Annotated in this window: 18 protein-coding genes and 2 tRNA genes; 5 read left to right on the top strand and 15 right to left on the bottom strand. The window is 70.8% G+C overall.

The window, feature by feature from the left end; genetic code table 11:
• Positions 1-288: 288 nt before the first annotated feature.
• The gene (locus tag Vqi01_RS03910) at positions 289-3096 is read left to right on the top strand and encodes an AfsR/SARP family transcriptional regulator (protein ID WP_204033034.1); all 2808 of its coding nucleotides are present in this window, start codon (positions 289-291) and stop codon (positions 3094-3096) included.
• A 16-nt stretch (positions 3097-3112) separates the two neighbouring features.
• Here Vqi01_RS03910 and Vqi01_RS03915 read toward each other — a convergent pair whose 3' ends face one another.
• From Vqi01_RS03915 to Vqi01_RS03930, 4 genes are all read right to left on the bottom strand, one after another.
• Positions 3113-4291: a hypothetical protein gene (locus tag Vqi01_RS03915; RefSeq protein WP_204033036.1), complete on the bottom strand. Its 1179-nt coding sequence runs from the start codon at positions 4289-4291 to the stop codon at positions 3113-3115.
• Positions 4288-5106 carry a class I SAM-dependent methyltransferase gene (locus Vqi01_RS03920; protein ID WP_204033038.1) on the bottom strand — a complete coding sequence of 273 codons (819 nt, stop codon included), beginning with the start codon at positions 5104-5106 and terminating at the stop codon, positions 4288-4290. Before Vqi01_RS03920 ends, Vqi01_RS03915 begins: the two co-directional genes overlap by 4 nt.
• A 75-nt stretch (positions 5107-5181) precedes the next feature.
• Positions 5182-5255: transfer RNA gene (locus tag Vqi01_RS03925), tRNA-Ile, on the bottom strand.
• A 170-nt stretch (positions 5256-5425) separates the two neighbouring features.
• A tRNA-Asn gene (locus Vqi01_RS03930) sits at positions 5426-5498 on the bottom strand.
• Between the two features lie 276 nt (positions 5499-5774).
• Between Vqi01_RS03930 and Vqi01_RS03935 the strand changes: the two genes are divergently transcribed.
• The 4 genes from Vqi01_RS03935 (at position 5775) to Vqi01_RS03950 (ending at position 12237) form a co-directional block, all read left to right on the top strand.
• Entirely contained in the window at positions 5775-6143 is a 369-nt protein-coding gene (locus Vqi01_RS03935) for a hypothetical protein (RefSeq protein ID WP_204033040.1), read from the top strand.
• Between the two features lie 268 nt (positions 6144-6411).
• A complete protein-coding gene (locus Vqi01_RS03940; protein WP_204033041.1) occupies positions 6412-9756 on the top strand; it encodes a ThuA domain-containing protein in 3345 nt (1114 codons plus the stop codon).
• Between the two features lie 81 nt (positions 9757-9837).
• Positions 9838-10923: a sugar phosphate isomerase/epimerase family protein gene (locus tag Vqi01_RS03945; protein ID WP_239098162.1), complete on the top strand. Its 1086-nt coding sequence runs from the start codon at positions 9838-9840 to the stop codon at positions 10921-10923.
• 135 nt (positions 10924-11058) lie between these two features.
• On the top strand, positions 11059-12237 hold the full coding sequence (locus Vqi01_RS03950; RefSeq protein ID WP_204033043.1) for an ROK family transcriptional regulator: 1179 nt from the start codon (positions 11059-11061) through the stop codon (positions 12235-12237).
• 112 nt (positions 12238-12349) lie between these two features.
• On the opposite strand, the gene Vqi01_RS03955 is transcribed toward Vqi01_RS03950, so the two are convergent.
• The 11 genes from Vqi01_RS03955 to Vqi01_RS04005 form a co-directional block, all read right to left on the bottom strand.
• On the bottom strand, positions 12350-13357 hold the full coding sequence (locus Vqi01_RS03955) for a sugar phosphate isomerase/epimerase family protein (RefSeq protein WP_204033045.1): 1008 nt from the start codon (positions 13355-13357) through the stop codon (positions 12350-12352).
• A 242-nt stretch (positions 13358-13599) separates the two neighbouring features.
• Positions 13600-15318, bottom strand: a complete 1719-nt coding sequence (locus Vqi01_RS03960) for a ThuA domain-containing protein (RefSeq protein WP_204033047.1) — start codon at positions 15316-15318, stop codon at positions 13600-13602.
• Between the two features lie 79 nt (positions 15319-15397).
• Positions 15398-18280 (bottom strand): PQQ-dependent sugar dehydrogenase, encoded by a 2883-nt coding sequence (locus tag Vqi01_RS03965; RefSeq protein WP_204033049.1) that lies wholly within the window; start codon positions 18278-18280, stop codon positions 15398-15400.
• 399 nt (positions 18281-18679) lie between these two features.
• The gene (locus Vqi01_RS03970; RefSeq protein WP_204033051.1) at positions 18680-19747 is read right to left on the bottom strand and encodes a polyprenyl synthetase family protein; all 1068 of its coding nucleotides are present in this window, start codon (positions 19745-19747) and stop codon (positions 18680-18682) included.
• The gene (locus tag Vqi01_RS03975) at positions 19744-21132 is read right to left on the bottom strand and encodes an alkaline phosphatase family protein (protein ID WP_204033053.1); all 1389 of its coding nucleotides are present in this window, start codon (positions 21130-21132) and stop codon (positions 19744-19746) included. Before Vqi01_RS03975 ends, Vqi01_RS03970 begins: the two co-directional genes overlap by 4 nt.
• Before the next feature lie 118 nt (positions 21133-21250).
• Positions 21251-22441, bottom strand: a complete 1191-nt coding sequence (eboE, locus tag Vqi01_RS03980) for a metabolite traffic protein EboE (RefSeq protein ID WP_204033055.1) — start codon at positions 22439-22441, stop codon at positions 21251-21253.
• Positions 22441-23292: a TatD family hydrolase gene (locus Vqi01_RS03985; RefSeq protein WP_204033057.1), complete on the bottom strand. Its 852-nt coding sequence runs from the start codon at positions 23290-23292 to the stop codon at positions 22441-22443. The genes eboE and Vqi01_RS03985 overlap by 1 nt, the downstream gene beginning before the upstream one ends.
• Complete coding sequence (locus Vqi01_RS03990; RefSeq protein WP_204033059.1) at positions 23292-23912, bottom strand: EboA domain-containing protein; 621 nt, start codon at positions 23910-23912, stop codon at positions 23292-23294. Before Vqi01_RS03990 ends, Vqi01_RS03985 begins: the two co-directional genes overlap by 1 nt.
• 29 nt (positions 23913-23941) lie before the next feature.
• Positions 23942-24817 carry a sugar phosphate isomerase/epimerase family protein gene (locus Vqi01_RS03995; RefSeq protein ID WP_204033061.1) on the bottom strand — a complete coding sequence of 292 codons (876 nt, stop codon included), beginning with the start codon at positions 24815-24817 and terminating at the stop codon, positions 23942-23944.
• Positions 24814-25809, bottom strand: a complete 996-nt coding sequence (locus Vqi01_RS04000; RefSeq protein ID WP_204033063.1) for an SCO3242 family prenyltransferase — start codon at positions 25807-25809, stop codon at positions 24814-24816. The genes Vqi01_RS03995 and Vqi01_RS04000 overlap by 4 nt, the downstream gene beginning before the upstream one ends.
• Positions 25793-26953: an inositol-3-phosphate synthase gene (locus tag Vqi01_RS04005; protein WP_204033065.1), complete on the bottom strand. Its 1161-nt coding sequence runs from the start codon at positions 26951-26953 to the stop codon at positions 25793-25795. The genes Vqi01_RS04000 and Vqi01_RS04005 overlap by 17 nt, the downstream gene beginning before the upstream one ends.
• Between the last annotated feature and the right edge of the window lie 15 nt (positions 26954-26968).

Here is a 26968-nt window from a genome sequence, read left to right on the forward strand (position 1 = left end):
GCGGGCATGGCCAGGACCATGCCGCTGACCACCCCGAGCACCGCCGATCGGTACGTCATGCGCCTCATCAAGCGCTCCAATCCTCGATCGAGACTGACTCCTGAAGCGTGGTGGTCCACACCGCAGCGGCGCTGAAACGAAGCTGAAAGACGGTGGTCCCGGGGCCGATGTCAGGCGGACGACAGTGTCGTGGAACATGGTCGGGTCGAGGTTCCGACAGACGGTCGGCCACGCGTGATCCGGCCCTAAGCTCGACCCGGAGCCGTCCGCTCACCGGTGGAGGGATGTATGCAGGTACGGCTTCTCGGGCCGGTCGACGTGGCCGTGGGCGCGGTCGCGCGGTCGGTCCCCGGCCTACGCCGCAAAGCCGTGCTCGCGGTCCTTTCCCTACACGCGGGCGAGATCGTGAGCACGGGTCGCCTCATCGACATCCTCTGGGGTGATCGGGCACCCGCAACGGCCCGCAACACTCTGCAAGCTCACGTGTCGTACCTTCGCAAGGTCATCGGCGGGCGGGAGGCGATCGTGGCCCGGCCGCCCGGCTACGTACTGCAGATCGGCCCCGAGGCCACCGACGCCGCAGCCGCCGAACGCCTGATCGGGCAAGCCAAGCGCTCGGCGGACCCTGACCGCGTCGCGTCCGGGCTTCGGGCCGCCCTCGCCCTGTGGCGTGGCCCGGCACTGGCGGATGTCGGCGGCGTCGGGTGGTTGGAGGCACAGGCGGAACGCCTGACGCATCTGCGGCGGGAGGCCGCACACGCGTTGATCGAGGTCCGCCTGACCATGGGGGAACACATCGATCTGGTGCCGGAGCTGCAGCGTTTGACCGCACAGCAGCCGTACGACGAGGGCCTTCACCGACAGCTCATGATCGCGTTGTACGGCGCTGGCCGACAGGCCGAAGCGCTCGCGACGTATCAGCGCCTGCGGGAGCGACTCGCGGAGGATCTCGGCATCGCACCGACCCCTACGTTGCGGCAGCTCGAAGTCGCCATCCTGCGCCAGGATCCCGGTCTCGATCCCCAGCCACGGGTGATCACCGTGGCGACTCCCCCACCCGACCGGGCCGTCCCGGCGCAACTTCCCCTGGCGACGCGGACGTTTGTCAGCCGTACCGCAGAACTCGCGCACCTGGACGCGATCCTGGACAAGATGGCTGAGGCGGACCCGACGCGCCCGGAGGCCGTGGTGATCTCTGCATTTTCCGGGACCGCGGGGATAGGTAAGACCGCTCTCGCCGTGCACTGGGCCCATCGGGTCGCGGCACGTTTCCCCGACGGCCAGCTCTACGTGAACCTGCGCGGGTTCGACCCCGCCGCGTCGGTCCTGGACCCTGCCGCCGCGATCCGCTCGTTCCTCGACGCGTTCGGGATACCGGTGCAGCAGATTCCGGCCGATCTGGATGCCCAGGCCAGCCTCTACCGCAGCACTCTCGCCGGCAAGCGGGTACTGGTTCTGCTGGACAACGCCCGCGACGTCGAGCAGGTCCGCCCACTGCTGCCCGGCTCGCCGGGATGCCTGGTCTTGATCACCAGCCGCAACCGGCTCACCCCGCTTGTCGCGACCGAGGGTGCCCATTCATTGGCCCTGGACCTGCTGTCCCCGGCAGAGGCCCGGGAACTCCTGGTCGGCCGTCTCGGCGCCGATCGGATCGCCGCGGAGTCGCAGGCCGTCGACGACATCGTCGCCCGCTGCGCCGGTCTTCCTCTCGCCCTTGCCGTGGCCGCGGCCCGCGCGGCAACGCAGCACACCTTCTCCCTCGCGGCGATCGCCGCCCAGTTACGCGACACCGCAGGTCACCTGGACGCGCTGCGCGGTGGTGACGCCGCCACCGATATCCGGACGGTGTTCTCCTGGTCCTACCGCACGCTGAGCCCGGACGCCGCACGGCTGTTCCGGCTGTTGGGTCTACACCCCGGACCGGACCTCACCGCACCGGCCGCGGCCAGCCTGGCCGGCATTCCGATACAACCGGCGCGCCTGCTGCTGGCCGAACTCGTCGACGCACACCTGCTCACCGAGCGCAGCCCCGGCCGTTACACCTTCCACGATCTGCTCCGGGTCTACGCCGCAGAACAGGCCTACGACCTCGACGACGAGGACACCCGACGGGCCGCGCTGAACCGGATCCTCGACCACTACCTGCATGCCGCGCACGCCGCCACGGCACTCCTGGGCCCGAGCCTGGCCCCGCCGATCAGCCCGGCGCCGCTGCCGGCCGGCATCACCACCGAGGAACACGCTGACGACGACGCCGCGCTGGCCTGGTTCACCGCCGAGCGCGTCGTGCTCCTGGCCGCCGTCGAGTACGCCGCCGAAGCCGGTTTCGGTGCGCATGCGTGGCAACTCGCCTGGGCGCTGAGCACCTTCCTGGTCCGGCAGGGGTTCTGGCCCGATCAGGTAACCGCCCAGACCACCGCGTTGGCCGCCGCACGCCGCGCGGGTGACCTCACCGGCCAGGCGAATGCCCTGCTCAACCTCAGTATCGGCTACTCCCGATCGGGTCAGATGGACAGCGCGTTGCCATGTCTGCAGCAAGCCGCCGAGCTGTTCGAAACGGTCGGCGATCCCGCCGGGCAGGCGACCGCCCTGGAGGGTCTGGCATGGCTTGCCGAGCGGCAGGGTCGCCTCGCCGAGGCACTCAGCATGATGCAACGCGGCCTGGAGCTCGTCGGTGCCGAAGAGCACCGGTACGCGGCGGTCAGGCTCCTCAACGGCGTCGGCTGGTGCCACGCACTGCTCGGCGAACACGAGCTGGCTGTCACCTACTGCGAACGGGCACTGGACGTGTCCCAGGGGCTCAACGACCGGAACAACGAAGCCGCCACCTGGGACAGCCTCGGCTACGCCCACCGCCACCTCGGCAACTATCGGCAGGCCGTCACCTGCTATGAACGTTCCGTCGGCCTGTACCGAGAACTCACCGACAACTACAACGAAGCCCTCACCCTGGCCGATCTCGGGGACGCTCACCACGATGCGGGTCACTGCCGAGCCGCCCACCAGGCCTGGCAGAGGGCCGTGGAGATCCTCGATCGACTCGGTCACCCGGACGCGGATCCGGTACGCGCCAAACTCACCGCGCGACCCGGCTGACCGTTGCTGCGTGCTGTCACGCCTCCCGCTGCGAACCCTGTCTTCCGTCGCCGTCCCGTTTTCGGGACCAGAAGATCGTCGCGCCCAGCAGGCCGGCGGCCAGCAGGGTCACCCCGGAGACCGTCACCGCCTTGGTCTGTCCGCTCACGTCCGGCATCAGGAAGGCGGCGATGTCCAGCAGGAACGCCGCGGACGCGACCACGGTGAGCGCGGCGGCGACCCGGTTGAGCCGCCCGTCCAGCTGTGCGCTGCGCAGGGACGACTCGGCGAGCAACGAGGCGTTCACGTGGGTGAGCAGCTTTTCCGCACGCTCGTGCGTACCGTCGAGCCCGATGGTCTCGCGGGCGGCGATGTAGGTGGCGCGGTGGTCCTGGCCGGACTCGACGCGGTAGGCGTCGAGCCGGTGGTAGTCGGCCCAGACGCTGTCGAGGAAACGCCGAAACTCCGGGCCCTCGAGCCGTCCGCGGGCCGCGCGGGCCAGTTCGGTCAGGATCCGGAGCCCGCCGACGCTGGCGCCGACCAGCACCGACTGCTGCGCGACGGCGATATCGGCGGGTTCCAGCATCGCCAGGATGTCGTCCATGCGTTCCGGGGACGGATCACTGTCCCAGGCGTAGGTGTATGGCAGCAGGATCTGGCAGTGGGGGCCCAGCACCAGGTTGGGCACCCGAGGATCCGACTCCCAGGCGGGCTCCCGGGCGATGAAGTGGCAGTTGTATCGAACGGCGCGGGGGTCGACCTCCGTCCAGTCGGAGGCCTCGGCCCCGCCGGGCGGTACCACCAGGTGCGTGAGAAGCCCGGACTGCTTCGCGCCGGCCAGCACCTCCCCCAGCAACGCTCGGTCGGCCTCGCGAAGCTTGCGGTTGATCGTCGCGTCCAGCGCGGCCAACTCCTGCGCGTCGCGCTTGCGGAGATCGGTCGGGTGGTGCAGGGCGTACGCCACGAGCACGGCACCGGCGGGGAGGATCCGGATCCGACAGCTGACGATCGCTGCCTCGGGCAGGCTGACCGCGGCCCGGACGGTGTCCGTGAGATCGACCTCGAGCGTCTCCTCGGAGTTGTAGGCCACCGAAGTGAGCGTTCCCGGGACGGGGTGCAATTCGCCCCGTCCCGGCAGCACCACCCGCTTCACCCCACGGTCGAGCGCGTAGTGCAGGGGGTAGGCCCTGCTCTGGACGTGCAGCACATCGATCACGGCCCGGCCACCGCCACATGCTCCGGGATCAGCTCGATCTCGGGTACGACGACCTCACCGAGGTACCGGCGCTGAAGGTCCTCGGGGCTGTGGTTCTCCACCGGGCCGCCCACGATGGTCGAAATGTCACCGGTCGTCAGATAGGTGGCGTCCTCGGGCACCGACCGCTTCCGGAACCACCGGCGTTGCGCCGCCAGCACCGGGTGATCCGCAGTGGAGAGCGGCCAGTAGCTGACCACCGTCAGGGTGTCCGGTGCCGCCGATACCCCCAGCCCGATGACCGCCCTGGCGTCATCCGGAGGCAGGTAGAAGACCAGCCCCTCGGCCACGTACGCGACGGGCCGCCCGGCGGCGAACTGCCGGATGCGGTCCAGGAGACGGCGACGTGACTCCGGCTCGTTGAGATCCGCCGCGACATGCTCGACCTCTCGTTGATCGAGCAGGCCGGCTGCCCGCAGCTCGGCAGCTCGTCGCCGCTTGGCCGCCACGATGTCGGGCAGATCGACCTCCATCGCTGCAGCGAACGGCAGCAGCCACGGGTACGAGGAGAAACCGGCGCCGCACACCACCAGCACCGTGTCGCTGCGCTTCTCCAAGGCCTGGGTCAGGGTTTCCAGGATGATGCGGCCACGCAATGACACGACCAGGTCGTCATGCGGATACACCGATTCGGCGAACTCGTTCCACATGTGTCGAACCGCGCCGCGTTGCTCGTCGGAAATCCACTCTCGCGCCAGCGGATCGGCCGCGAGGTCCTCCCGTCGCGCTCGTGATTCGTTGACCAGGTACGCGGTAAGTCCGACATCGTTGTGCACGTCCACATGGAATCATGAACCGCCAACACGACAGATGCCCGCATCCGCCAGCTCCGATCCGGCACGTGCGACAGGTGGGGCGGGCGGGACTCGAACCCGCGACCGAGGGATTATGAGTCCCCTGCTCTAACCTGCTGAGCTACCGCCCCGGCACCGGGCGGAATTTTATCCCGCTCGGCTGATCACCGAACAGCGCCAGGGTCTCTTTTTTACCGGCATCGTCCCCACCAGGAGCGCGATGGGCAACGCGACACCGGCCAGGAGACGGAGGCACGAGAAACGCCCACCGGATTGCGATGGGCGTCATGATGAGGGGAAGCTCCCCCGTTTGGACTCGAACCAAAAACCTGCCGGTTAACAGCCGGCTGCTCTGCCAATTGAGCTACGGGGGACCGCATCATCCGCACCCGGCGAGGATCTCTCCGCACCAGGCGACGGGGACAAGAGTACAGGACTCCGGGGGGTCTTGGTCCAGGGGGTTACCCATCCCGTCCGAGATCAAGAAGACAGGATTACCCGGACAAATCACCATCCCGGCACCAGGAGGTATGAGCGGAGAGCAGGATGGGTAGTTAGCTGCCGACGACAGGACGCAGGCGCGAACGGGTCGGTCCCGCCCACGGACACGGGGGCGGGGCGACGGCGCGTCAGGTACGAAAGGAGCCGCCATGCGCGGAAAGATCATGTTCCTTGGCGGGCTGGCTGCAGGGTTCGTCCTGGGCGCCCGTGCCGGCCGGGAGAAGTACGAGGAGTTGGTGGTCCGGGGCCGCAAGGTGCTCGACCACCCGACCGTCCAGGAGGCGGCCGGGGTCGCGCAGGCCCAGGCGAGCCGGCTCTACAACGAGGGCAAGGACAAGCTCGGCCACTCCAAGCTGGGCGAGAAGCTGAGCCAGAACGGCAAGCAGGGGGTGACCCCCGCCGACGACACCTTCGCCGGTACGCCCGCGACGGCCAGCGCCAAGTCGGGCTCCGGCTCCTCGAGCTCGACCACCCCCCGCAGCAAGCCGTCCAGCTCCGGCACCAGCACCGCCCTCTGAGTTACACGGAACGGGCCCGGCGCCAACTGGCGCCGGGCCCGTTCCGTGTGCCCAGGTCAAGGAGGGGGGAGACCCAACGAGGGGACTTTCGCCTGGATTGAGCAAAAGTCTGACCGCTCTGACTAAAACTTCGACCGCCAGCCTCTTCTCTTTGATGTCGATCACAAATATCGTCCTCGTTAGACCTGGCCAGGCTCGTTTGGTATCCCCCACCACCTCGCCGCCCTGCCGGCGGCGGGGCGGACCTGACCGATCAGAGCGAGGTTCGATGCACAGACCGTTCGGACGAAGAGCCCTCACCTACCTGAGTCTTCTCACCCTCGTCGGCGCGACGCTGGTCGCGACCGAGCCGCAACAGGCCGCACCAGTACAGGCCGCGCCCCTGTCCGGGGAGCCGGCGCCGCACAGCAACGGCAACCAGTACAAGGTCCTCGTCTTCACCCGGTCGGCCGACGGCAGCCACCCCGCCACCGCGGCCGGCGTCGAAGCGATCAGACAACTCGGCAAGGAGCGCCGGTTCTCCGTCTCGGTCACCGACGACGCGCGTAAGTTCGACGAGCCGCATCTCAAGCAGTTCCGCACGGTGGTTTTCCTCAACACCGCCGGCAGCCTGCTGAACGACGCCCAGCGGGCAGCGTTCGAGCGGTACTACCGCGACGGCGGCGGCTTCGTCGGCGTGCACTCGGCGATCGAGGCGGAGCCGGGCTGGACCTTCCTCGACGAGGTCCTCGGCACCCGAGCCGTCGGCGCTGCCACGCCCGCCAGCGAGGCGAGGGTGACCGTGGCCGACCGGGTGCACCCGGCCTCGGCCAGCCTGCCCGAGCGATGGACCACGACCGACCGGTGGTACAACTTCGCGGCCAACGTCCGGGGCGTCTCGCACGTCCTGGCCACGGTGGACGAGAAGACGTACAGCGGCGGCACCATGGGCTTCGACCACCCGATCACCTGGTGCAAGGACTACCAGGGCGGCCGTTCCTTCTACACCGGACTCGGCGCGACCGCGGCGAGCTTCGACGGTGCCGACCTGCGCGCCCACCTGGGCGGCGCGATCCAGTGGGCGGCCGGCGTCACCGACGGCGACTGCGGCGCGACGGTGCTGGCCAACTACCAGATGACCGTGATCGGCGCGCAGCCCAACGTCAGCGAGCCGATCGGCTTCGACGTGCTGCCCGACGGCCGGGTCATCCAGACCGACCGCCGCGGCGGCGTACGGCTGCACGAACCGGACGGCAACCGGACCACCCTGCTGGCCCAGATCCCGGTCTACACCCACAGCGAGGACGGGATGTACGGACCGGCGATCGACAAGGATTTCGCCACCAACAAGTGGGTCTATCTCTTCTACGCGCCACCGTTGGACACCCCCACCGGTGCCGCCCCGGCCACCAGCACCAACCCGAACGCGTGGGACGGGTGGAAGGGCTACTTCCAGTTGTCGCGGTTCAAGTTCGTCGACGGGGAGAACCCCTCGCTCGACGTGGCCAGTGAGCAGAAGATCATGCAGGTGCCGGTGGACCGGGGAGCCTGCTGCCACGTGGCCGGCGACATCGCCTTCGACTCGGAGAACAACCTCTGGCTGGTCACCGGGGACGACACCCCGGCCGGCGGCGGTGGTTCGGGCGGCTTCTCCCCGCACAACGACTCGGTGAGCGCCAGCGGCGTCTACCAGGCGCCGTTCGTGGACGCCCGGCGCAGCTCCGCCAACACCAACGACCTGCGCGGCAAGATCCTGCGGATCAGCGTGCAGCCGGACGGCAGCTACACGATCCCCGAGGGGAACCTGTTCCCCGAGGCGCAGTACCCGGGTGACAAGACCCGCCCGGAGATCTACGCGATGGGGCTGCGGAACCCGTTCCGGATCACCCTGGACAAGAACGACGTCGCCTACGTCACCGACTACTCCCCCGACTCCTCGACCGCGGCGGTCGGCCGGGGGCCTGCGGGCACCGGACGGATGATGGTGGTCGACAAGCCGGCTAACTACGGTTGGCCGATGTGTGTGCAGCCTGACCTGCCGTACATCGAGATGAACTGGACCACCAGCCCCATCTCGCCGATCGCGCCGTTCGACTGCGCGGCGCCGCAGAACACCTCCCGGCACAACACCGGCCTGGTCGACCTGCCGCCGGTGGAGAAGTCGGAGCTCTGGTACTCGTTCCAGGCCCCGACCCCGTGCCCGGAGTCCTACCTGTCCACCCCGACCCAGACCTGCCCGGTGCTCTTCCCGGAACTCGGCACCGGTGGTGTGGGTCCGCACGGCGCGGCGAAGTACGACTACGACCCGGAGCTGAGGTCGGAGACGAAGTTCCCCGCGTACTACGACGGCGCGATCTTCTTCGGCGAGTTCACCCGGGACTACCTGCGGGAGATCCGGCTCGACTCGCAGGGCGAGATCCTGAAGATCAACGACTTGTTGAGCTGCGGAGGCGGACCGGTCACCCCGGCCCGACCCTTCCTCTGCGACAACCCGATGGACATGATGTGGGGCCCCGACGGCAACTTCTACCTGCTGACGTACGGGGACGGGTTCTTCAACATCAACCCCGACGCGGCGATGGTGAAGTTCAGCTACGTCAAGGGCCTGCGGGCGCCGACGGCGGTGCTGAACGCGACCCCGACCAACGGCCGTGCCCCGCTGACCGTGGCCTTCTCAAGCGATGGGTCACGCGACCCGGACCCGGCGGACTCCATCTCGTTCGCCTGGGACTTCGACGGCAACGGCACGATCGACTCCGTCGACCCGAACCCGACGTTCACGTACACCGTCAACGGCGTCTACACGGCGCGGCTGACGGTCACCGACTCCAGTGGCAAGACCGCGACGGCGAACACCACCATCACGGTCGGCAACACGGCCCCGACGGTCCGGGTGGACGTACCGATCGAGGGCGGCTTCTTCAGCTGGGGTGACGACATCCCCTGGTCGGTGACGGTCACCGACCCGGAGGACGGGCCGATCGACTGCAGCAGGGTCGAGGTGACCTTCGTGCTCGGCCACGACGACCACGGGCACGGCGGGGCAAACCAGCTCGGCTGCTCCGGGGTGCTGCCCACGGTCGCTGACGACGCCTCACACGGCGGCTACATCTACGGCGTGATCAGCGCGACCTACACCGACAACGGAGCCAACGGGCAGCCGCCGTTGACCACCATCGGTCAGCAGGTCATCCAGGACAAGTTGCAGCAGGTGGAGTTCGCCCGGGACCAGTCCGGGACCACCGTCGGCAACAGCGCCGACACCGGCGGCGGGCAGCAGCGCGGCAGCCTCGACAACGGTGACTGGATCGCGATCAACGGCACGGTCAACCTGACGAACATCGACTCGGTCACCCTGCGCACCTCCGGGGGCAGTGCGGCCACGGCCGGGCAGCCGCGGTTCAAGGTCGAGTTCCGCAAGGACTCGCCGACCGGGCCGGTGCTGAGCACCGCCACGGTGAACGCGACCACCGGCAACAACGCCTTCACCAGCACCACCGTGCCGATCACCGACCCGGGGGGCACGTTCCGGCTCTACCTCGTGTTCACCACCGTTGCGGGCGGCCCGGCCGGCGGCTTCGGCAACCTCAACTGGGTTCGGTTCAACGGCGCGGGTATCGGCGTCGCCCCCTAGCCAGCACCACCACCGGCCGGGGCCGCCGCGCGGCGGCCCCGGCCCACCACCTCACAGCACCACCGAGAAAGGCAGCAGAACATGAACGACAGTCAGCACGGTATGAGCCGCCGCCGGATGCTCGGCGCCATCGCCGGCGCTGCCGGCGCCGCGGCCATCGGTGCCGCCGGCTTCGGTTCCGCGGCAGCCGCCAGCGGCAAGGGCAAGGCCAACGGCGTGCTCGTGCCGCCCGGCAAGCGCGGCATCATCCTCTACAGCGTCCGGGACCGGATCACCGCCGCCCCGGACACCAGTGGTGTGCCGTACGGCTTCGAGCGGGTGCTCGCCCGGCTCGCCGAGATCGGTTACAAGGAGGTCGAATTCGCCGGATACACCCAGAACACCGGAATCCTGGGCCGGCAGATCACCCCGGTGGAACTCCGGAAGATCCTGGACGACAACGGGTTGCGCGCCAACGGCTCGCACACCTCCATCCCCGGCACCGTCACGCCGAACACCATCGCCGCGTTCGAGCAGACCCTCGACACCGCCGAGATCCTCGGCATGCAGCACATCGGCACCGGCAGCGACCCGACGAACAGCAACTACAAGGCCGACTGGGACGCCGCGGCGGACCGGTGGAACCTGTTCGGTGAGATGGCCGCCGCCCGAGGGTTGAAGCTGTACACGCACAACCACGACGCGGCGTACAACTTCCTGCTCGACAGCGGGCCGCTGGACGGCCTGGGTCGCCCGACCCGGTCCTCGGGCATCCGCAAGCTGGAGTACTTCTTCGACCTGACCGAGGCCGACAAGGTCTACTTCGAGATGGACATCTACTGGGCGCACGTGGCCCAGCACCGGTGGCACACCTACACCGACCCGGACGGCAACCGGCAGACGAACATCTTCGACCCGTTGGCCACCGTCGCCACCCGGACCATGCGGTTCCCGCTGTTCCACGCGAAGGACGGCGCCTTCAACCCGAACGTCACCAACGGCTACGAGATGGTGCCGCTCGGCGAAGGCGACATCGACTACCTCAACTTCTTCGCGAACATGGGCGCGAAGGGCTACCACAACCCGATGTGGGAGCAGGACAACGCGCCCGGCGGCGCCGCCGACCCGGGCCGCTCGCTGCGGTACGCCGAGGTGAGCTACCAGCACATGTCCGGCCTACGGGGCTGAGCATCCCGCGGGTCCGCGGAGCTGACGGACCCGAACTCGCACACCGCAGGGGCCGCGTCCGTCACCGGGCGCGGCCCCTGCCGGCTGTCGGCGCGAAACACCGGCGTGGAAAACTCGCGACCGGAGGTGATGGTGATGACGCTGCTCCGACCGGAGAGCCCGCATCAGGCACGGCTGGTCCGGATGCTGCGCGACGACGGCCCCCGGTCCCGGGTGGAGCTGGGCGACCATCTGGGGCTGTCCCGGTCGACGCTCACCGCCGAGTTGGACCGGCTCGTCGCGCGCGGGCTGGTCGAGATCGCCGGACCGGCGGCCTCCCGCGGCGGGCGCCGGTCCTCGCTGCTGCGCCTCGCCGCCGGCGTACGCTTCGCCAGCGTCGTCGTCGCGGCGGACCGGATTCGCGTGGCGGTCACCGACGGTGAGTTGAACGTCCTGGCCGAGGCGGGCGAGCCGATGAACGTCCGCGCCGGGCCCGAACCGGTGATCGGCCGCGCTGCCGAGCTGATCGGGAAGCTCCGCGCCGACCTGGGCGTCACCGAGGTCACCGGAGTCGGCGTCGCCCTGCCCGGCTCGGTCAGCGGCGGCGTCTCCGTCGCGCCGGCGGTGCTGCCCGGTTGGCAGCGCTTCCCCGTCCAGGACGCCTTCGCCACCGAGCTGGGTTGCCCGGCACGGGTCGACAACGACGCCAACGTGTTCGCGCTCGGTGAGCAGCACGCCGGGATCGGCCGTACCTTCGATGATTTTCTCTACCTGAAGCTCGGCACCGCGATCGGCTGCGGGCTGGTCCTCGGCGGCTCGCTCCACCACGGCTCGACCGGCGGCGCGGGCGACATCGCGCACCTGCCACTCGACGACAACGGGCCGGTCTGTGCCTGCGGGGAGGTCGGCTGCCTGGAGGCGTACTGCGGCGACGCCGGGCTGGTCCGGGCGGCGCTGGCGATCGCCCGGTCGGGTCGCTCCGCCGCGCTGGCCGCCCGGCTGGCCGAGGCCGGGACGCTGACCGTGCCGGACATCGCCGCAGCTGCGGCCGCCGGCGACCCGGCCGCGCCGGTACTGATCCGGGACGCCGCCCGTCACCTCGGTCGGGTACTCGTCGGCCTGGTCAGCTTCGTCAACCCCGGCATCGTGGTGATCGGCGGCGCTCCCGACGGGCTCGGGCACATCCTGCTCTCCGAGATCCGGGGCGTGGTCTACCGGCGGTCGGCACCGCTGGCCACCGGCACCATGCCGGTCGTCCTCTCCGATCTGGCGGACCGGGCCGGGTTGGTGGGCGCGGCCCGCCTGATCAGCGAGCACGTCTTCAGCGCCGGCTGACTCTTCGGGACGTTGCGCCGGTTGAAGCAGAGCAAAGTTTCCGCGCGCCCCTTCCAGCTACGCGCCGGTCTCCCGGGGGCCGGCGGATGCCGTACCCCCGGGATCGGTCGGTTCAGTCCTTGCTGCTGAACGCCGCGTCGAAGGCGGCGGCCGGAGCGTCGAAGGCGAGCCGTCGGACGAACTGGAGCGCCTCCGGGGCGCCGACCAGCCGGTCCATTCCGGCGTCCTCCCACTCGATCGAGATCGGCCCGTCGTAGCCGATCGCGTTCAGCGCCCGGAAGCAGTCCTCCCAGGGCACATCGCCGTGGCCGGTGGAGACGAAGTCCCAGCCGCGCCGCAGGTCCGCCCAGGGCAGGTGCGAGGCGAGCCGGCCGCGCCGCCCGTCGCCGGTACGCACCTTGGCGTCCTTGCAGTCGACGTGGTAGATCCGGTCGGCGAAGTCGAAGATGAAGTTGACCGGGTCGAGCTCCTGCCAGACGAAGTGCGACGGGTCCCAGTTCAGCCCGAACGCGGGCCGGTGCCCGATCGCCTCCAGCGTGCGCTTGGTGGTGTAGTAGTCGTACGCGATCTCGCTCGGGTGCACCTCGTGAGCGAAGCGCACCCCCACCTCGTCGAAGACGTCCAGGATCGGGTTCCACCGGTCGGCGAAGTCCTGGTAGCCGCGTTCGATCATGGATGGCGGCACCGGCGGGAACATCGCCAGGGTGTGCCAGATCGACGAGCCGGTGAAGCCGACGACGGTGTTGATCCCGAGCTTCGCCGCCGCGCGGGCGGTGTCCTTAATCTCCTCGGCGGCACGCTGGCGTACCCCTTCGGGCTCGCCGTCCCCCCAGATCCGGGCCGGCAGGATGCCCTGGTGCCGCTCGTCCATGGGGTGGTCGCAAACCGCCTGGCCGACCAGGTGGTTGGAGATCGTGAAGACCTGGAGGTTGTGCTTGGCGAGCGTCTCCCGCTTCCGGTCGACGTACGAGTCGTCGGCCAGGGCCTTGTCGACCTCGAAGTGATCGCCCCAGCAGGCGATCTCCAGGCCGTCGTAGCCCCACTCGGCGGCGAGCCGGCACACCTCTTCGAACGGAAGATCGGCCCACTGGCCGGTGAACAACGTGATCGGTCGCGCCATGTGTCCATTTCCCCTGTCGTGTTGGGGATTCCGTACCTGCGTGACCGGGGCGAGGGGGGCCGGATGCGGACGGCCGGCGAGGATGATCGGTGGGCGCGCTCGCGCCTGGGGCCGACGGGTTGCGCCTCCCGTCGACTCACCGGCCACCTCACGGTCGCCACCCTCACTCTAGGCCGGTGGCGCTCGGTTAAAAAGGGCCCCTTGTACAACGCCAGGCGTTAACAAGGGGCCCTTCCTTGCATCTACGGAAGTACCCAGCGCTGGTTGGCGTTGTTGTGGCAGGTCCACAGGTGCACGGCCTGCCCGTCGGCCGAACTGTTGTTCGACACATCCAGACACTTGCCCGAGTTCGGGTTACGCAACGTGCCGTTGGACTGCGCCGACCACACCTGCGCAGCGCCACCGTGACACGTCCACAACTGGATCTTCGTACCATCCGCCGAGCCGGCACCGTTGACATCCAGACACTTGCCCAACGCCCGGATCGTCGAGTTCGGCGTCACCGTCCACGTCTGGCCCGCGGCACCGTTACACGTCCAGATCTGGATCTGCGTACCATCCGCCGACGAACCATTACGCACATCCAGACACTTGCCGGCCAGGCCGGTGATCCGGCCGGTGCGGTCGCCGCTCGGCGGCGGGTTGGTGCCACCCAGTTCCTTGATCCGGATGTTGCGGAACGACACGTCGTCGCCGGTGCCGTGGTTCTGGATGCCGATGTGGCCGGCGAGCGACCGGTTCGGGTCGGTGTTGGTGAAGTCGTTGATCTTCACACCGTTCAGGAAGACCTGCAGGCGCGACCCTTCCACCAACAGTTCGTAGGTGTTCCACTCCCCCGCCGGGTTCAGCGCAGCGTCCCGGGCGGCGATGTCGGCGGCCTTGAAGCCGTAGATCGCGCCGGTGGTCTTGTCCGGCGTGTCGGTGGGGTCGATCTGGACCTCGTAGCCTCTGTTGATCGCCGAGTTCGGATCGCTCGACGGCGGGAAGCCGATGAAGACGCCCGAGTTGTCGTCCCCGGGGATCCGCCAGTCCAGCTTCAGCGAGAAGTTGGTGAACTGCTTGGCGCTGTACCAGAACAGCCCCATCCCGCCGACCGAGCTCAGGGTGGCGTCGGAGTTGGTGAAGCTGCCCGGCCCGGCCTGGGACCAGCCGGTGGTCGAGCCGTTGTAGAGGGTGGTGTAGCCGGTCTCCGGGCGGCAGTCTGCCTTGGTGCGGCCGGCGGCGTACCGGATGCCGCCGAGCAGGTGTGCCCGGAAAGCCGGGTCGGAGTACGACGCCTGGGTATGGCCGGCGCCGGTGTAGAACGACCGGCCACCGCTGTACGTCTTGCACCAGGCGAGCGGGTGGTCGGCACCCATCACGCCGCCGGAGTACGACGACTCGTCGAGGTTGGCCAGGATGCGGGCACCCGAACGGGCGTTGGTCTGGTAGTCGTACCACTCGTCGGTGCGGGTCCAGGTCTGCGGCAGGTGGGCGGTGGCCGCGTGGGCCCGGTTCTCCACCCGGACCCGGGCCTGCTGGATGGCCGGGTGCGAGCGGAAGTACGCCCCGACCAGGTTGCCGTAGAAGGACCAGCCGTACTCGGTGTCGGCGGCGGAGTGCACGCCGACGTAGCCGCCGCCGGCGCCGATGTACGACTCGAAGGCGGTCTGCTGGCTGGCGTTGAGCACGTCACCGGTGGTGTTGAGGAAGACCACCGCCTCGTACTGGGCGAGGTTGCCGGTGGTGAAGGCGTTGGCGTCCTCGGTGGCGGTGACGGTGAAGCTGTTCGCCGCGCCCAGGTCACGGATGGTCTGGATGCCCACGGGGATGGAGTCGTGCCGGAAGCCGGCCGTCTTGGAGAAGACCAGCACGTCGTACGGGGTGTCGGCGGCGCTGGCGGGGGTGGCCGGTGCGGTGCAGGCCAGGACGGCGAGGACGGCGGTGGCCAGGCCGAGGGTGGGTCGGAGGAGTCTGCGCATGTCGCTCTCCCAACGATCGTTGTGTTAGGAGGGGCCCCTTTTACAACACTAGGCGTTAACAAGGGGCCCTTCCTTGCATCTACGGAAGTACCCAGCGCTGGTTGGCGTTGGTGTGACAGGTCCACAGGTGCACGACCTGCCCGTCGGCCGAACTGTTGTTCGACACATCCAGACACTTGCCCGAGTTCGGGTTACGCAACGTGCCGTTGGACTGCGCCGACCACACCTGCGCAGCGCCACCGTGACACGTCCACAACTGGATCTTCGTACCATCCGCCGAGCCGGCACCGTTGACATCCAGACACTTGCCCAACGCCCGGATCGTCGAGTTCGGCGTCACCGTCCACGTCTGGCCCGCGGCACCGTTACACGTCCAGATCTGGATCTGCGTACCATCCGCCGACGAACCATCACGCGCATCCAGACACTTACCCGCCAGACCGGTGATCGGACCGGTGCGGTCGCCACTCGGCGGCGGGTTGCTGCCGGTGGTGAAGGCGAACGAGTCCAGGTCGTAGAGGAAGCCGGTGCCCGAGCCGGCGAAGGTCAGGTAGAGGGTGGTGGTGCCGGTGGGCGGGTTGGTGATGCTGCCGGTGACCGTGGTGAAGGTGTCCCAGCCGCCGGTGACCGGGACGGTCGCCGAGCCGAGCACGGTGCCGGTGGCCGAGCCGGCCCGCACCTGGAGGGTGCCACCGGATCCGGCCGAGGAGACCCGGGCGCTGAACGAGGTGACGTTGCCGATCCGGTAGGGCTCGAACGCGATCCAGTCACCGTTGTTGATGTTGCCGACGGTCTTGCCGCCCTCGGCGGCCGTCTTGTCGAAGGTGTCGACGCCGGAGGCGGTCTTGAAGTGCTCCGCCTGCCGCTTGCGGGGCTGGAGGGTGTGCTGGGTGTGGGTGGTCAGGCCGCCGGCGTCGGTGTATTCGGCGTCGAAGATGCCGAAGATGTTCGCGGCATCGTCGTGCTCGCCGTCGACCGGCACGGCGATCGTGCCGGAGCAACCGTTCTGCGAGGTGATCTGGTGACCGTGGTTGTCGTGGCCCAGCACGTAGGTCATCTTGACCTTGCGGCAGTCGATGGTGCCGTCCTCCGGGTCGGTGACCGTGATGCTGAACGGCACGGTGTCGCCGAAGCTGAACAGCTGCCCGTTGGCGGGGCTGGTGATGGTGACCGTCGGCGCGGTGTTGCCGACCCCGATCCGTACGCTCGCCGTGCCGGTGGCGCCCTGCGGGTCGCGTACGGTCAGCGTGGCCGTGTAGTTGCCGTTCGCGGTGTACGTCTTGGTCGGGTTCGCCGCCGTCGAGGTGGTGCCGTCGCCGAACGCCCAGGAGTAGGTCAACGCCCCGCCCTCCGGGTCCGACGACCCGGCCGAGGAGAAGTTCACGGTCAACGGGGCGACGCCGGAGGTCTTGTCGGCCGAGGCCACCGCCGTCGGCGCCCGGTTGCCGGAGCCGACGTAGTCGTAGCGGTACAGGGCCGAGTTGTGGTCGCCGTTGTAGTAGCCGGTGCCGTAGTCCAGCACGTAGAGGGCGCCGTCCGGGCCGAACGCCATGTCCATGACCTGCTTGCCGTTCCACGGGAAGGAGGCGTCGATGCCGGCTATCGAGCCGTTCGCGTTGACGTGGATCGGCTTGATCCAGCCCCGGCCGAACTCGCCGGCGAAGAACAGCCCGTCGAAGCTCTGCGGCCACTTGGTGGCCGAGTTCAGGGCGGCGTCGTAGCGGTAGACCGGGCCGGCCATCGGCGACTCGGAGCCGCTGCCGAACTCCGGCGGGCTGCCGGCGTCACCGGCGTACCGGATCCAGGACGGCTTGGCCGGTGGCAGGGTGGTCAGGCCGGTGTTGCGGAACGAGCTGTTGGTCGCGCCGCCGGTGCAGTTGAACTTCGGGCCGGCGGTGTTGTTGGCGAAGTTCCACTTGGCGTACGTCTCGTTGGCGGTGTTGGTGCCGGTGCAGTACGGCCAGCCGTAGAAGCCGGGCTCGGTGATCCGGTTGAACTCCACCTGCCCACTGGGGCCACGGTTGGTGGTCGAGCCCGCGTCCGGCCCGTAGTCGCCGACGTAGATGATGCCGGTGGCCTTGTCGACGCTCATCCGGAACGGGTTGCGCAGGCCCATCGCGTAGATCTCCGGACGGGTCCGGGCGGTGCCGGGGGCGAACAGGTTGCCGGCCGGGATCGAGTACGACCCGTCGGCGTTGACCTTGATCCGCAGGATCTTGCCGCGCAGGTCGTTGGTGTTGGCCGCGCTGCGCTGTGCGTCGTACGCCGGGTTGCGGTCGGTCCGCTCGTCGATCGGGGAGTACCCGCCGGAGGCGAAGGGGTTGGTGTCGTCGCCGGTGGACAGGTACAGGTTGCCCGCGGCGTCGAAGTCGATGTCGCCACCCGCGTGGCAACAGTTACCCCGGTCGGCGGCGACATCGAGAATGTCGACCTTGCTGGCCTGGTTGAGGGTGAAGTCGGCGTTCAGGGTGAACCGGGACAACCGGTTGACGCCCTGCCAGGCGGACCAGTTGGAGCCGGTGGCGGGGGCGTCGCCGCCGGGGGTGTTCAGCGGCGGCGCGTAGTAGAGGAAGATGTGCCGGTTGGTGGCGAAGTTCGGGTCCACTCCGATGCCCTGCAGCCCGTCCTCGTCGTGGGTGTAGACGGGGATGTTGCCGATCACGGAGGTGTTGCCGGCCGCGTCGGTACGGCGCAGCGTCCCGTTGCGGGCGGTGTGCAGGACGGAGCGGTCCGGCAGCACCGCGAGGGTCATCGGCTCCCCGACCTCGGCGACCCCCTTGGCGAGGGTGACCTGCTGGAAGTCGCTGCCGACGATGGGATGGGCCTGCGCCGGGGTCGGGCCACCGAGCGGGGCCGGGCCGGTGGCGAGGGCGACCGTGCCGGCTGTGGCGACCAGGAGTAGCGCCGAGCTGGCGGAGGACCACCGCGTGGTGCGGCGGGAGAGTGAGTCCGGTGTGGACATTGGGTTGTCGTCCCTTCCTGACGAGGACTGCCAGGGCGGGCGCGCCGTCGCGCCGGGTGCCAGGGGATGCCGTCGGCCGCCGGGCGCAGCACCCGGTCGGCCGTGACCGCCGACGGCCGGCGGCCACATGCTCGGCGGTCACCGTTGAACCCGCTCAACCCCGCATCGCAGCCTCTGCCAGGGCGCGGGCTCCATGCCGTTGAGAGGGTTCGGTCGATGGGTTCCCGCGCCGCCGGTTCACCTCGACGAAACATTTCGGTGTTGACGACGACACTAAATGAGATATGTCTATGTGTCCATACCTTCCGCCGACACGGTATGGACTTTTGTCGATTTGATCGGAAGTTGGCGACGCCGCACCGGCTCCGGCACGGTCTGCGTGTCCAGCAGGCCGTCAGCTCACTGCTGGCGGTTGATCGCCTGGGCGGCCAACGCGGCCAACGCCGCCCGGCTCTCCTCGGCCAGCTCGGTCTGTTCAAGCGCGGCCAGGGCGGCGTCGGCCCGCACCTGGATCATCTGCTCGATCTTCGCCCGCGCCCCGGTGTCCTCGATGATCTTTCGCAGCTCGGCGCCGCCGGCCGCGTCCAGGTCGGGATTGCCGAACAGCTCCCGCAGTCGCGCGCTCTGGCTCCGGTCGGCGGCGTCGCGGGCCATCGCCATCATCACCGTGGGCTTGCCCTCGCGCAGGTCGTCCAGGACGGACTTGCCGGTGACCTCCGGGTCGCCGAAGACCCCGAGCACGTCGTCGCGAAGCTGGAAGGCGTCCCCGAGTGGGTCGCCGAAGTCGGCCAACGCCGCGATCAACTCGCGCGGCGCCCCGGCCAGCGCGGCACCGATCTGCAACGGCCGGGTGACGGTGTACCGCGCCCCCTTCATCCGGATCACGGTGAGCGCGCTGGCGACCGAGCCGTCACCCACCGCGGAGACCAGGTCGAGATACTCCCCCGCGATCACCTCGGTACGCATCAGCGCGAAGACGCCGTACCCGCGGTGCACCGCCTCCGTGCTCAGCCCGCACTCGTGGAACATCTGATCGGCCCAGGCGGCGCAGAGATCGCCGCAGAGCAGGGCGGTGTTGCGCCCGTACGCCTCCGGGTCGCCCCGCCAGGACGAGCGGGCGTGCAGATCGGCGAAGATCCGGTGCACCGAGGGCTCGCCCCGACGGCGGTCGCTGCCGTCGAGGATGTCGTCGTGGATCAGCGCGAAGGCGTGGAACAGCTCCAACGCGGCAGCGGCGATCACGATCGGGGTGCAGTCCGGGCCGCCCGCTCCCCGCCAGCCCCAGTAGCAGAAGAGCGGGCGCAGCCGCTTGCCGCCGGTCAGCACGAAGCGGTGCAGCGTGGTGAACACCCCCCTGGGCGCGCCGTCCGGCCAGTCCGGGTCCTGACGGTCGAGGAAGGCGGTCAGCTCGGCGTCGAACCGAGCACGCAGCTCGCCCGCGTCGGTGGGCACCGCCGTGACGGTCACGACCTCTCCAACCCGGCCAGTTCCAGCAGCAGCCCCTTCACCTCCGTGGCGGCTATCCGATCCCGGGCCGCCGACGCGTCGGAGCAGAGCAGCACCGGGGCGTCGGCGGGGTCGGTCGGCAGCCGCCCGTGCGAGCCCCGCACCGCCCGTGCCCCGGCGTCCAGCCCGACCACGCTCATCAGGTACCGCATGCCGAGCTTCTTGCGAGCCAGCGCGACAGCGGCGCGCCGCTTCGCCGCGCCCGGCGCGGCCGGATCGAAGAACAGCTCCGCCGGGTCGTACCCGGGCTTGCGGTGGATCTCGACCAGCCGCGCGAAGTCCGGTGCGCGGACGTCGTCCAGCCAGTAGTAGTAGGTGAACCAGGCGTCCGGCTCGGCCACCAGCACCAGCTCACCGGCGCGCGGGTGGTCCAGGCCGTGGGCCGCCTTGCCGGCGGCGTCGAGCACCTCGGCCACCCCGGGCAGCGCCGCGCAGAGCTTCGCCACCGCCGGTACGTCCGCCGGATCGCGCACGTAGACGTGGGCGATCTGGTGGTCGGCGACCGCGAACGCCCGCGAGGTCCACGGGTCGAGGTACTCCATGCCGGCCTGGGTGTACACCCGCAGCAGCCCCTCGGAACGCAGCAGCCGGTTCACGTCGACCGGCCGGGAGACGTCGGTGATGCCGTACTCCGACAGCACCACCACCGTCGTGTCCCGCGCCTGCGCAGCGTCCAACAGCGGGGCGAGCACGCCGTCCAGTTCGGTGGCCGCGGCGGCCGCCTGCGGCGAGGATGGACCGAAGCGTTGCAGGTCGTAATCCAGGTGCGGGACGTAGACCAGAGTCAGGTCCGGCGACTGCTCGGCGAGGATCCGCTCGGCGGCCCGGCAGATCCACCGCGACGACGCCAGCCCCGCCCCCGGCCCCCAGTAGCTGAACAGCGGGAAGGTGCCCAGCGCGTCGGTGAGCTGGTCGTGCAGCTCCGGTGGGTCGGTGTAGCAGTCGGGGTCCTTGCGCCCGTCGGCGTGGTACACCGGGCGCGGGGTGACGGTCCAGTCCACGTCCGCGCCCATCGCGTACCACCAGCAGACGTTCGCCACCGTGTAGTCCGGCCGGACCCGGCGGGCCGCCTGCCACAGCTTCTCTCCTCCGACCAGCGCGTTGTGCTGCCGCCAGAGCAGTACCTCGCCGAGGTCCCGGAAGTACCACCCGTTGCCGACGATCCCGTGATCGGCGGGGAGTGCCCCGGTGAGGAAGGTCGACTGCACCGAACAGGTGACCGCCGGCAGCACCGTGCCCAGCTCGGCGCGGAACCCGGCGTCGGCCAGCGCCCGCAGCCGGGGCATGTGCGCCAGCAGACGCGGGGTCAGCCCCACCACGTCCAGCACCAGAAGTTTCTGACTCACGCTCTTACCGCCTTTGTTCACGACTGCGGGGCTCGCAAAACCGGCTCACTCCTCGCGCACACGGCATCACCTTTTGTTCGCGACTGCGGGGCTCGCAAAACCGGCTCACTCCTCGCGCTCACGGGATAACCGCCGTTTCGATCGGGGTCAGCCCGAGGGCGACCAACTCGTCTCGGGCGAAGCCCAGCTCGGCGGCGATCCCGGCGGCCAGCTCCGCGTCGGTGCTCGGGCGCCGCGCGGCCGGCAGCACCCCCCAGGTGTACGTCTCGACATCGAGGTGGTCGCAGCCCGCGTCGGGGCCGGCGAGGAGCGCGGCCAACGCGGCACGCAGCACCGGCACGGTCGAGCCCAGCGGCGGCTCGGGCGGGGCGTGCAGCGGCACGTGGTAGTGCACCCGCCACGGGCCCGGCAGCTCCGCGTCGAGCGCGGCGTCCAGGTCGTCGGAAGCCCAGGCCGGGTCCGCCGGGTCCGCCGCGGCGGCGCAGCCGGCAGCGCGGGTCTGGTGCAGGAAACGCGGCTCGACCCAGCGGCGCAGCGCGGCCGGATCACCGGCCGGGTCGGCCGCCTCCAGCGCGGCGGACACCTGCACCTTCACCACCGGCAGGCCGGCCGCCGCCAGCCGGTCCAGGGCGGCAGCCGGCTCCTCCCAGGCGCAGGCGAGGTGGGCGAGGTCCAGGCAGACACCGAGCCGCGCGGTGTCCACTCCGGACAGCAGGGCCACGGCCTGGTCGGTGCTCTCCACCACGCAGCCGGGCTCCGGCTCGAAACCGACGCGCACCGGCCGACCGGTGTCCCGCTCGATGGCGGCCAGCCCGGTGGCGAGCTGGTCGAGACGACGCCGGGCGGCACCGGCCCGCGTGGCGTCCCACGGCGTCCGCCAGGCCAGCGGCAGGGTGGAGACCGAGCCCCGGGCGGCGTCGTCGGGCAGCAGGTCAGCGAGCACCCGAGCCAGGTCCAGGGTGTACCGGAGCCGGTCGGGAGTGGTCCAGTCCGGGTGGTACACCGCGCCCTTCACCACCGGCGTCTGAAAGGACGCGTACGGGAAACCGTTGAGAGTGACCACCTCCAGGCCGCGTACCGACAGCTCGGTGCGCAACCGGCGACGGGCGTCCGGGTCGGCGGCCAGCTCGGCGGCGACCGGGGCGGCCAGCCACAGGCCGAGGCCGAGCAGGTCGGTGCCGAGGTGGGTGCGGACCGGCACCGCGTAGCGGTCGAACTGGTCGAGGAGACCGGCGAGGTCCTCGGCCGGATGCACGTTGGTGCAGTAGCCGAGGTGCACGGTGCGCCCGCCGGCGTGCCGCAGCCGCATCAGCTGCCGCCGCGCAGGATCGAGTTGCCGGCGAAGGTCGGCTCCGGTGCGTCGACGTCGCTGAGGTCGAGCCGTCCGGACTGCCCGTAGAACTCGACCGGGTTACGCCAGAGCACCCGGTCGACGTCGTCGTCGGTGAACCCGGCCAGCAGCATCGCCTCGCCGGTGGCCCGGGTGAGCAGCGGATCCGAGCGGCCCCAGTCGGCGGCCGAGTTGACCAGGACCCGCTCGGTGCCGTACGCCTTGAGCACCTCGACCAACCGGGGCGGGGACACCTTGGTGTCCGGGTAGATGGAGAAGCCGAGCCAGCAGCCGGTGTCCCGGACCAGTTGCACGGTCACCTCGTTGAGGTGGTCGATCACCACCCGGCCCGGCTCGATGCCGGACTCGGCGACCACGGCCAGGCTGCGTTCGACACCGCGGACCTTGTCCCGGTGCGGGGTGTGCACCAGCGCCGGCAGGTCGTGCGCCACGGCCAGAGCGAGTTGGGCGGCGAAGACGGCGTCCTCCTCGGGCGTCATCGAGTCGTACCCGATCTCACCGACCGCGACCACCCCGTCCTTGTCCAGGTAGCGAGGCAGGACGTCGAGCACCGGCCGGCAGCGCGGGTCGTTGGCCTCCTTGGGGTTGAGCGCGACCGTGGCGTGATAACGCACCCCGAACTGTCCGGCCCGGAACGGCTCCCAACCCACCAGCGAGTCGAAGTAGTCGGTGAACGAGCCGACGTTGGTGCGCGGCTGGCCCAGCCAGAACGCCGGCTCCACCACCGCCTTCACGCCCGCGGCGGCCATGCGCTCGTAGTCGTCGGTGGTCCGGGACGTCATGTGGATGTGCGGGTCGAAGATGCGCATCACGCCTCCTTGTGGTGCTCTCGGCCGGCGGCGGTGGTGAGCCGGTCCAGCAGTTCGGTGGCGTCGGCGGGCATGGTCCGTCCGGCGGCCCGCCGCTCGGCGGCGAACGCGGCGAGCATCGCCGCCAGTTCCCCGTCGGCGCGGGCGTCGAGGTCGGCCACCATGGCCAGCGGTACGCCGCTGAAGACGCACTTGAGCACGGCCTGCCGCCAGGCCGGCGGTTCGAGATGCTCGGCGTACGGGCCGAGTGCGGCGGCGATCAGCCGGGTGTCGTTGGTGCGCAGCGCGTCGTGCAGCAGCGGCAACCCGACCGCACCGATCGGCAGCAGCGGCAGCGCCTTGAGCACGGCCCGCTTCTCGGCGGCGTCCCCGGTGCGGTAGAGGGTCTCGGCCCACTCGGCCTGGTCGGCCGTCATGCTGACCAGCAGCAGCGCGCGGGCCGCCTCGTCGGCGGTCCAGCCGGGCAGGTCGGGCAGCTCGGCCCGACCGCAGCGCCGGCCGACGGCCGGGAAGAACCGGGCGATCGCCGCCGGCTGCGCCGCGACATCACGCACCGCCGCCGCCAGCCACTCCGGATCGGGTACGCCCCGCAGGGCCGCCCGCAGCTCGTTCGGTGTCATCACCCGTCTCCGCCCTTCCTGTGCTGCCATCAGTGCTCCCGCGCGGCCCGGAGGAAGTCCAGCGAGCGGGCGGCCACGGCCGGGGCGGCGTGCGAGTGCCGGGGCAGCTCGACCGCGACGAGACCGCGGTAGTCGACCTCGCGCAGCGCGGCGAGCACCGGTGGGAAGTCGATTTCGCCCGTGCCGAACTCCAGGTGCTCGTGCACACCCCGCCGCATGTCGTCGATCTGCACGTTGACCAGGTGCGCACCGACCTCGCGGACGCAGTCGGGCACCGACTGCGGCTCCAGGCAACGGCAGTGTCCGATGTCGAGGGTGAGGCCCAGCGCCGGTGGCCGGCCCAGGGCGGCGTACAGCCGGCGCCAGCCCGCGATGTCCTCGACCAGCATCCCCGGCTCGGGCTCGAAGCCCAGCCGCACACCGGCGGCGTCGGCCGCCTCGACCACGGTGGCGCAGCCGGCGACCAGGCGGTCCCAGGCCACGGCGGGTGGCACGGCCTCCGGCCGGACCCCGGCCCAGTAGGAGACCGCCTCGGCGCCGAGGTCGGCACCGATCGTCACCGCGCGGCGCAGGAACTCCACCCGGCGGGTGGGGTCGTCGTGCAGCAGCGTCGGAGCGTGCTTGTGCCAGGGGTCGAGCAGGTAGCGGGCCCCGGTCTCGATCACCACCGCGAGGTCGAGCGCGGCCAGCCGACGAGCCACGGCGTCGACCCGCCGGGCCAACCCCGGCGCGAACGGATCGAGGTGGGCGTGGTCCAGGGTCAGCGCGACACCGGCGTAGCCCAGCTCGGCGATGACCGCGAGCGCGTCGTCGAGGCGGTGGTTGGCGAAGCCGTTGGTGCCGTACCCGAACCGCAGGCCGCCCGCCCCCGCTCCGGGGACTGCGGTGTTGGCCGCGGCGGTCATGTCGGGGAGACCTTCCGAGCCAGTCGCCGGCCCAGTGGCGCGGCCGCCGCCACCGCCAGCCCCAGCAGGCCGGATCCGGCGCGGGCGGTCAACGCACCCTGCAACGCGGGCAGGCCGGTGATGCCGGCACCGACCGCCGCGCGAACCCGGCCGGCGTCGGGCCGGGCGACCACCCGGGCCTGCGCGCCGCCGTAGCGGGCGGCGTACCAGCCGGCGAGAACGGCGGGCAGCGCCACCGCGACGGCGCCGATCGCACGGCGGCCGGCCCCGGGTCGGCCGCCCGGATCGGCGCGGCCGGTGCGAACGGACGCGCTGCCGCCGGGCCGGCCGACGGCAGTCGAATCGCCGGGCCGGCCGACGGCAGCGGGGCCGATGCGCCGACGCGGCCGGGCCGGGAGTGCGGCGCTGGCGGTGACCAGGGCGGTGCCGGCGAGGGTACGCAGCGGCAGCGCGCTGTCGGCACCGTGGACCTCGCGGCGGGACAGCGCGGTGACGGTCCAGGTGTGTGCGGCGACGGTCAGCGCCGCCGGCAGCGCTCGCGCCGGGCGGCCGGCGGCGGCACCGAGCAGCACGTCCAGCCCTCGGCAGGCGGCCATCACGGCCGGACCGGCGGCGGTGTTCTTGGCCGCCAGGTCGTACCCCCAGATGGCCGTGGCGAGCGGCAGCGCCACGGCGGCGGCCCGCCGACCGCCGGCGGCGGTGGCGAGCCCGACGCCCGCGGCGGTGAGGCCGACGGCGAGGCCGACCGCGAGGCCGGGGCTGACCCGGCCGCTGGGGATCGGCCGCTGCGGGCGTTCGACGGCGTCGAGCCGCCGGTCGGCCCAGTCGTTGGCGGCCATCCCGGCCCAGTACAGCAGCACCGACGATGCGGCCAGTGCCGGCGTACGCGGACCCAGCGCGCCCGCCGCCGCGGCACCGGCCACCACGTCACCCGGCACCGAAAGCGCGGCCGGGGCCCGGACCAGCTCGACGAGGTCAGCCACGCGGGTCATCGGCACCTCCGGTGTGCAGCCGCCGGGCGAACGCGCGCAGCCGGGTCCACTGCTCGGCCAGCGAGTGGGTGCCGTCGCCGAGCGGGTCCTTGAAGAAGAACGCGAGGTCGGTCAGCGGCCCGGTGTGGCCGGCGGCGTGCGCGGCGGCGGTGAGCCGGGCCAGGTCGAGCACGAGCGGGGCGGCCAGCGCCGAGTCGCAGCCGTGCCAGGTGAACTCCAGGCGCATCCCGGTGCCCAGGAAGCCGGCGAAGGTGATCAGATCCCAGGCGGTCTTGAAGTCGCCCAGGTTCTCGACGTAATCGATCCGGGTGTCGCCCTGCGGCAGGTAGCCGAGGGTCTCGTCGAGCACCCGCTGCTTGCTGCGGACCTTGGCGGCGTTGGCCGCTGGTTCGGCGAGCGTGACGCCGTCGCCGCCGCCGAGCAGGTTGATCCCGGACCAGGACTTCACGGCGAGGTGACGCATCGCGAACATCGGGGCGAGCACCGACTTGAGCAGGGTCTCCCCGGTCTTGCCGTCGTGCCCGGCGTACGGCACGCGGTGGGCGTCGGCCAGCGCGGCCAGGGCCGGCAGCTGCAGGCCGGTGGAGGGGGTGAAGTCGACGTAGGCGCAGCCCGCCGTCACCGCCGCGTACGCGTACAGCGAACTGGGCGGCAGCACCTCGTCGGGGCCGGTGAGGGCGGCGTGCAGCGCGTCCGGGTCGGCGTGCGCGGGGTGCGGGCGGCACGCCGGCTCGGTGGCCGCCACGTTGACCACCACGACGCGGGCCAGCCGGTGTCGATCCCGGAACTCGGTCAGGTCGCGGACCATGGCGAAGGCCCGATCGGCCTGGTTGCCGCCGCTCGGCGCCGTGCGCAGCTCCCGCTCGACGGCGGCCAGTTCCTCGGCCAGCGCGGCGACCAGACGGGCCGGCAGCACGCCGGCGTCGGCGAGCGCCTCGGCGCGCTTGGCCAGTGGGGTGGCGATCACGTCGTGCCCGCCGAAGACCAAATCGGCGAAGGCCGGCAGGGCCGGACCGCGCACCTCGGGCAGTTCGGTGACGCACCCGGTCGGCCCGGCCAACCCGGCCCGCAGGGCAAGTGCCCCCACGATGCTGGTGGTCGCGACCGAGCCGCGCGCCCCCACCAGCCAGACACCCGTACGCATGGCGCTCCTTCCCGG

The organism is Micromonospora qiuiae (assembly GCF_016863555.1).
In the GTDB taxonomy this organism is placed as follows: Bacteria; Actinomycetota; Actinomycetes; order Mycobacteriales; family Micromonosporaceae; genus Micromonospora; species Micromonospora qiuiae.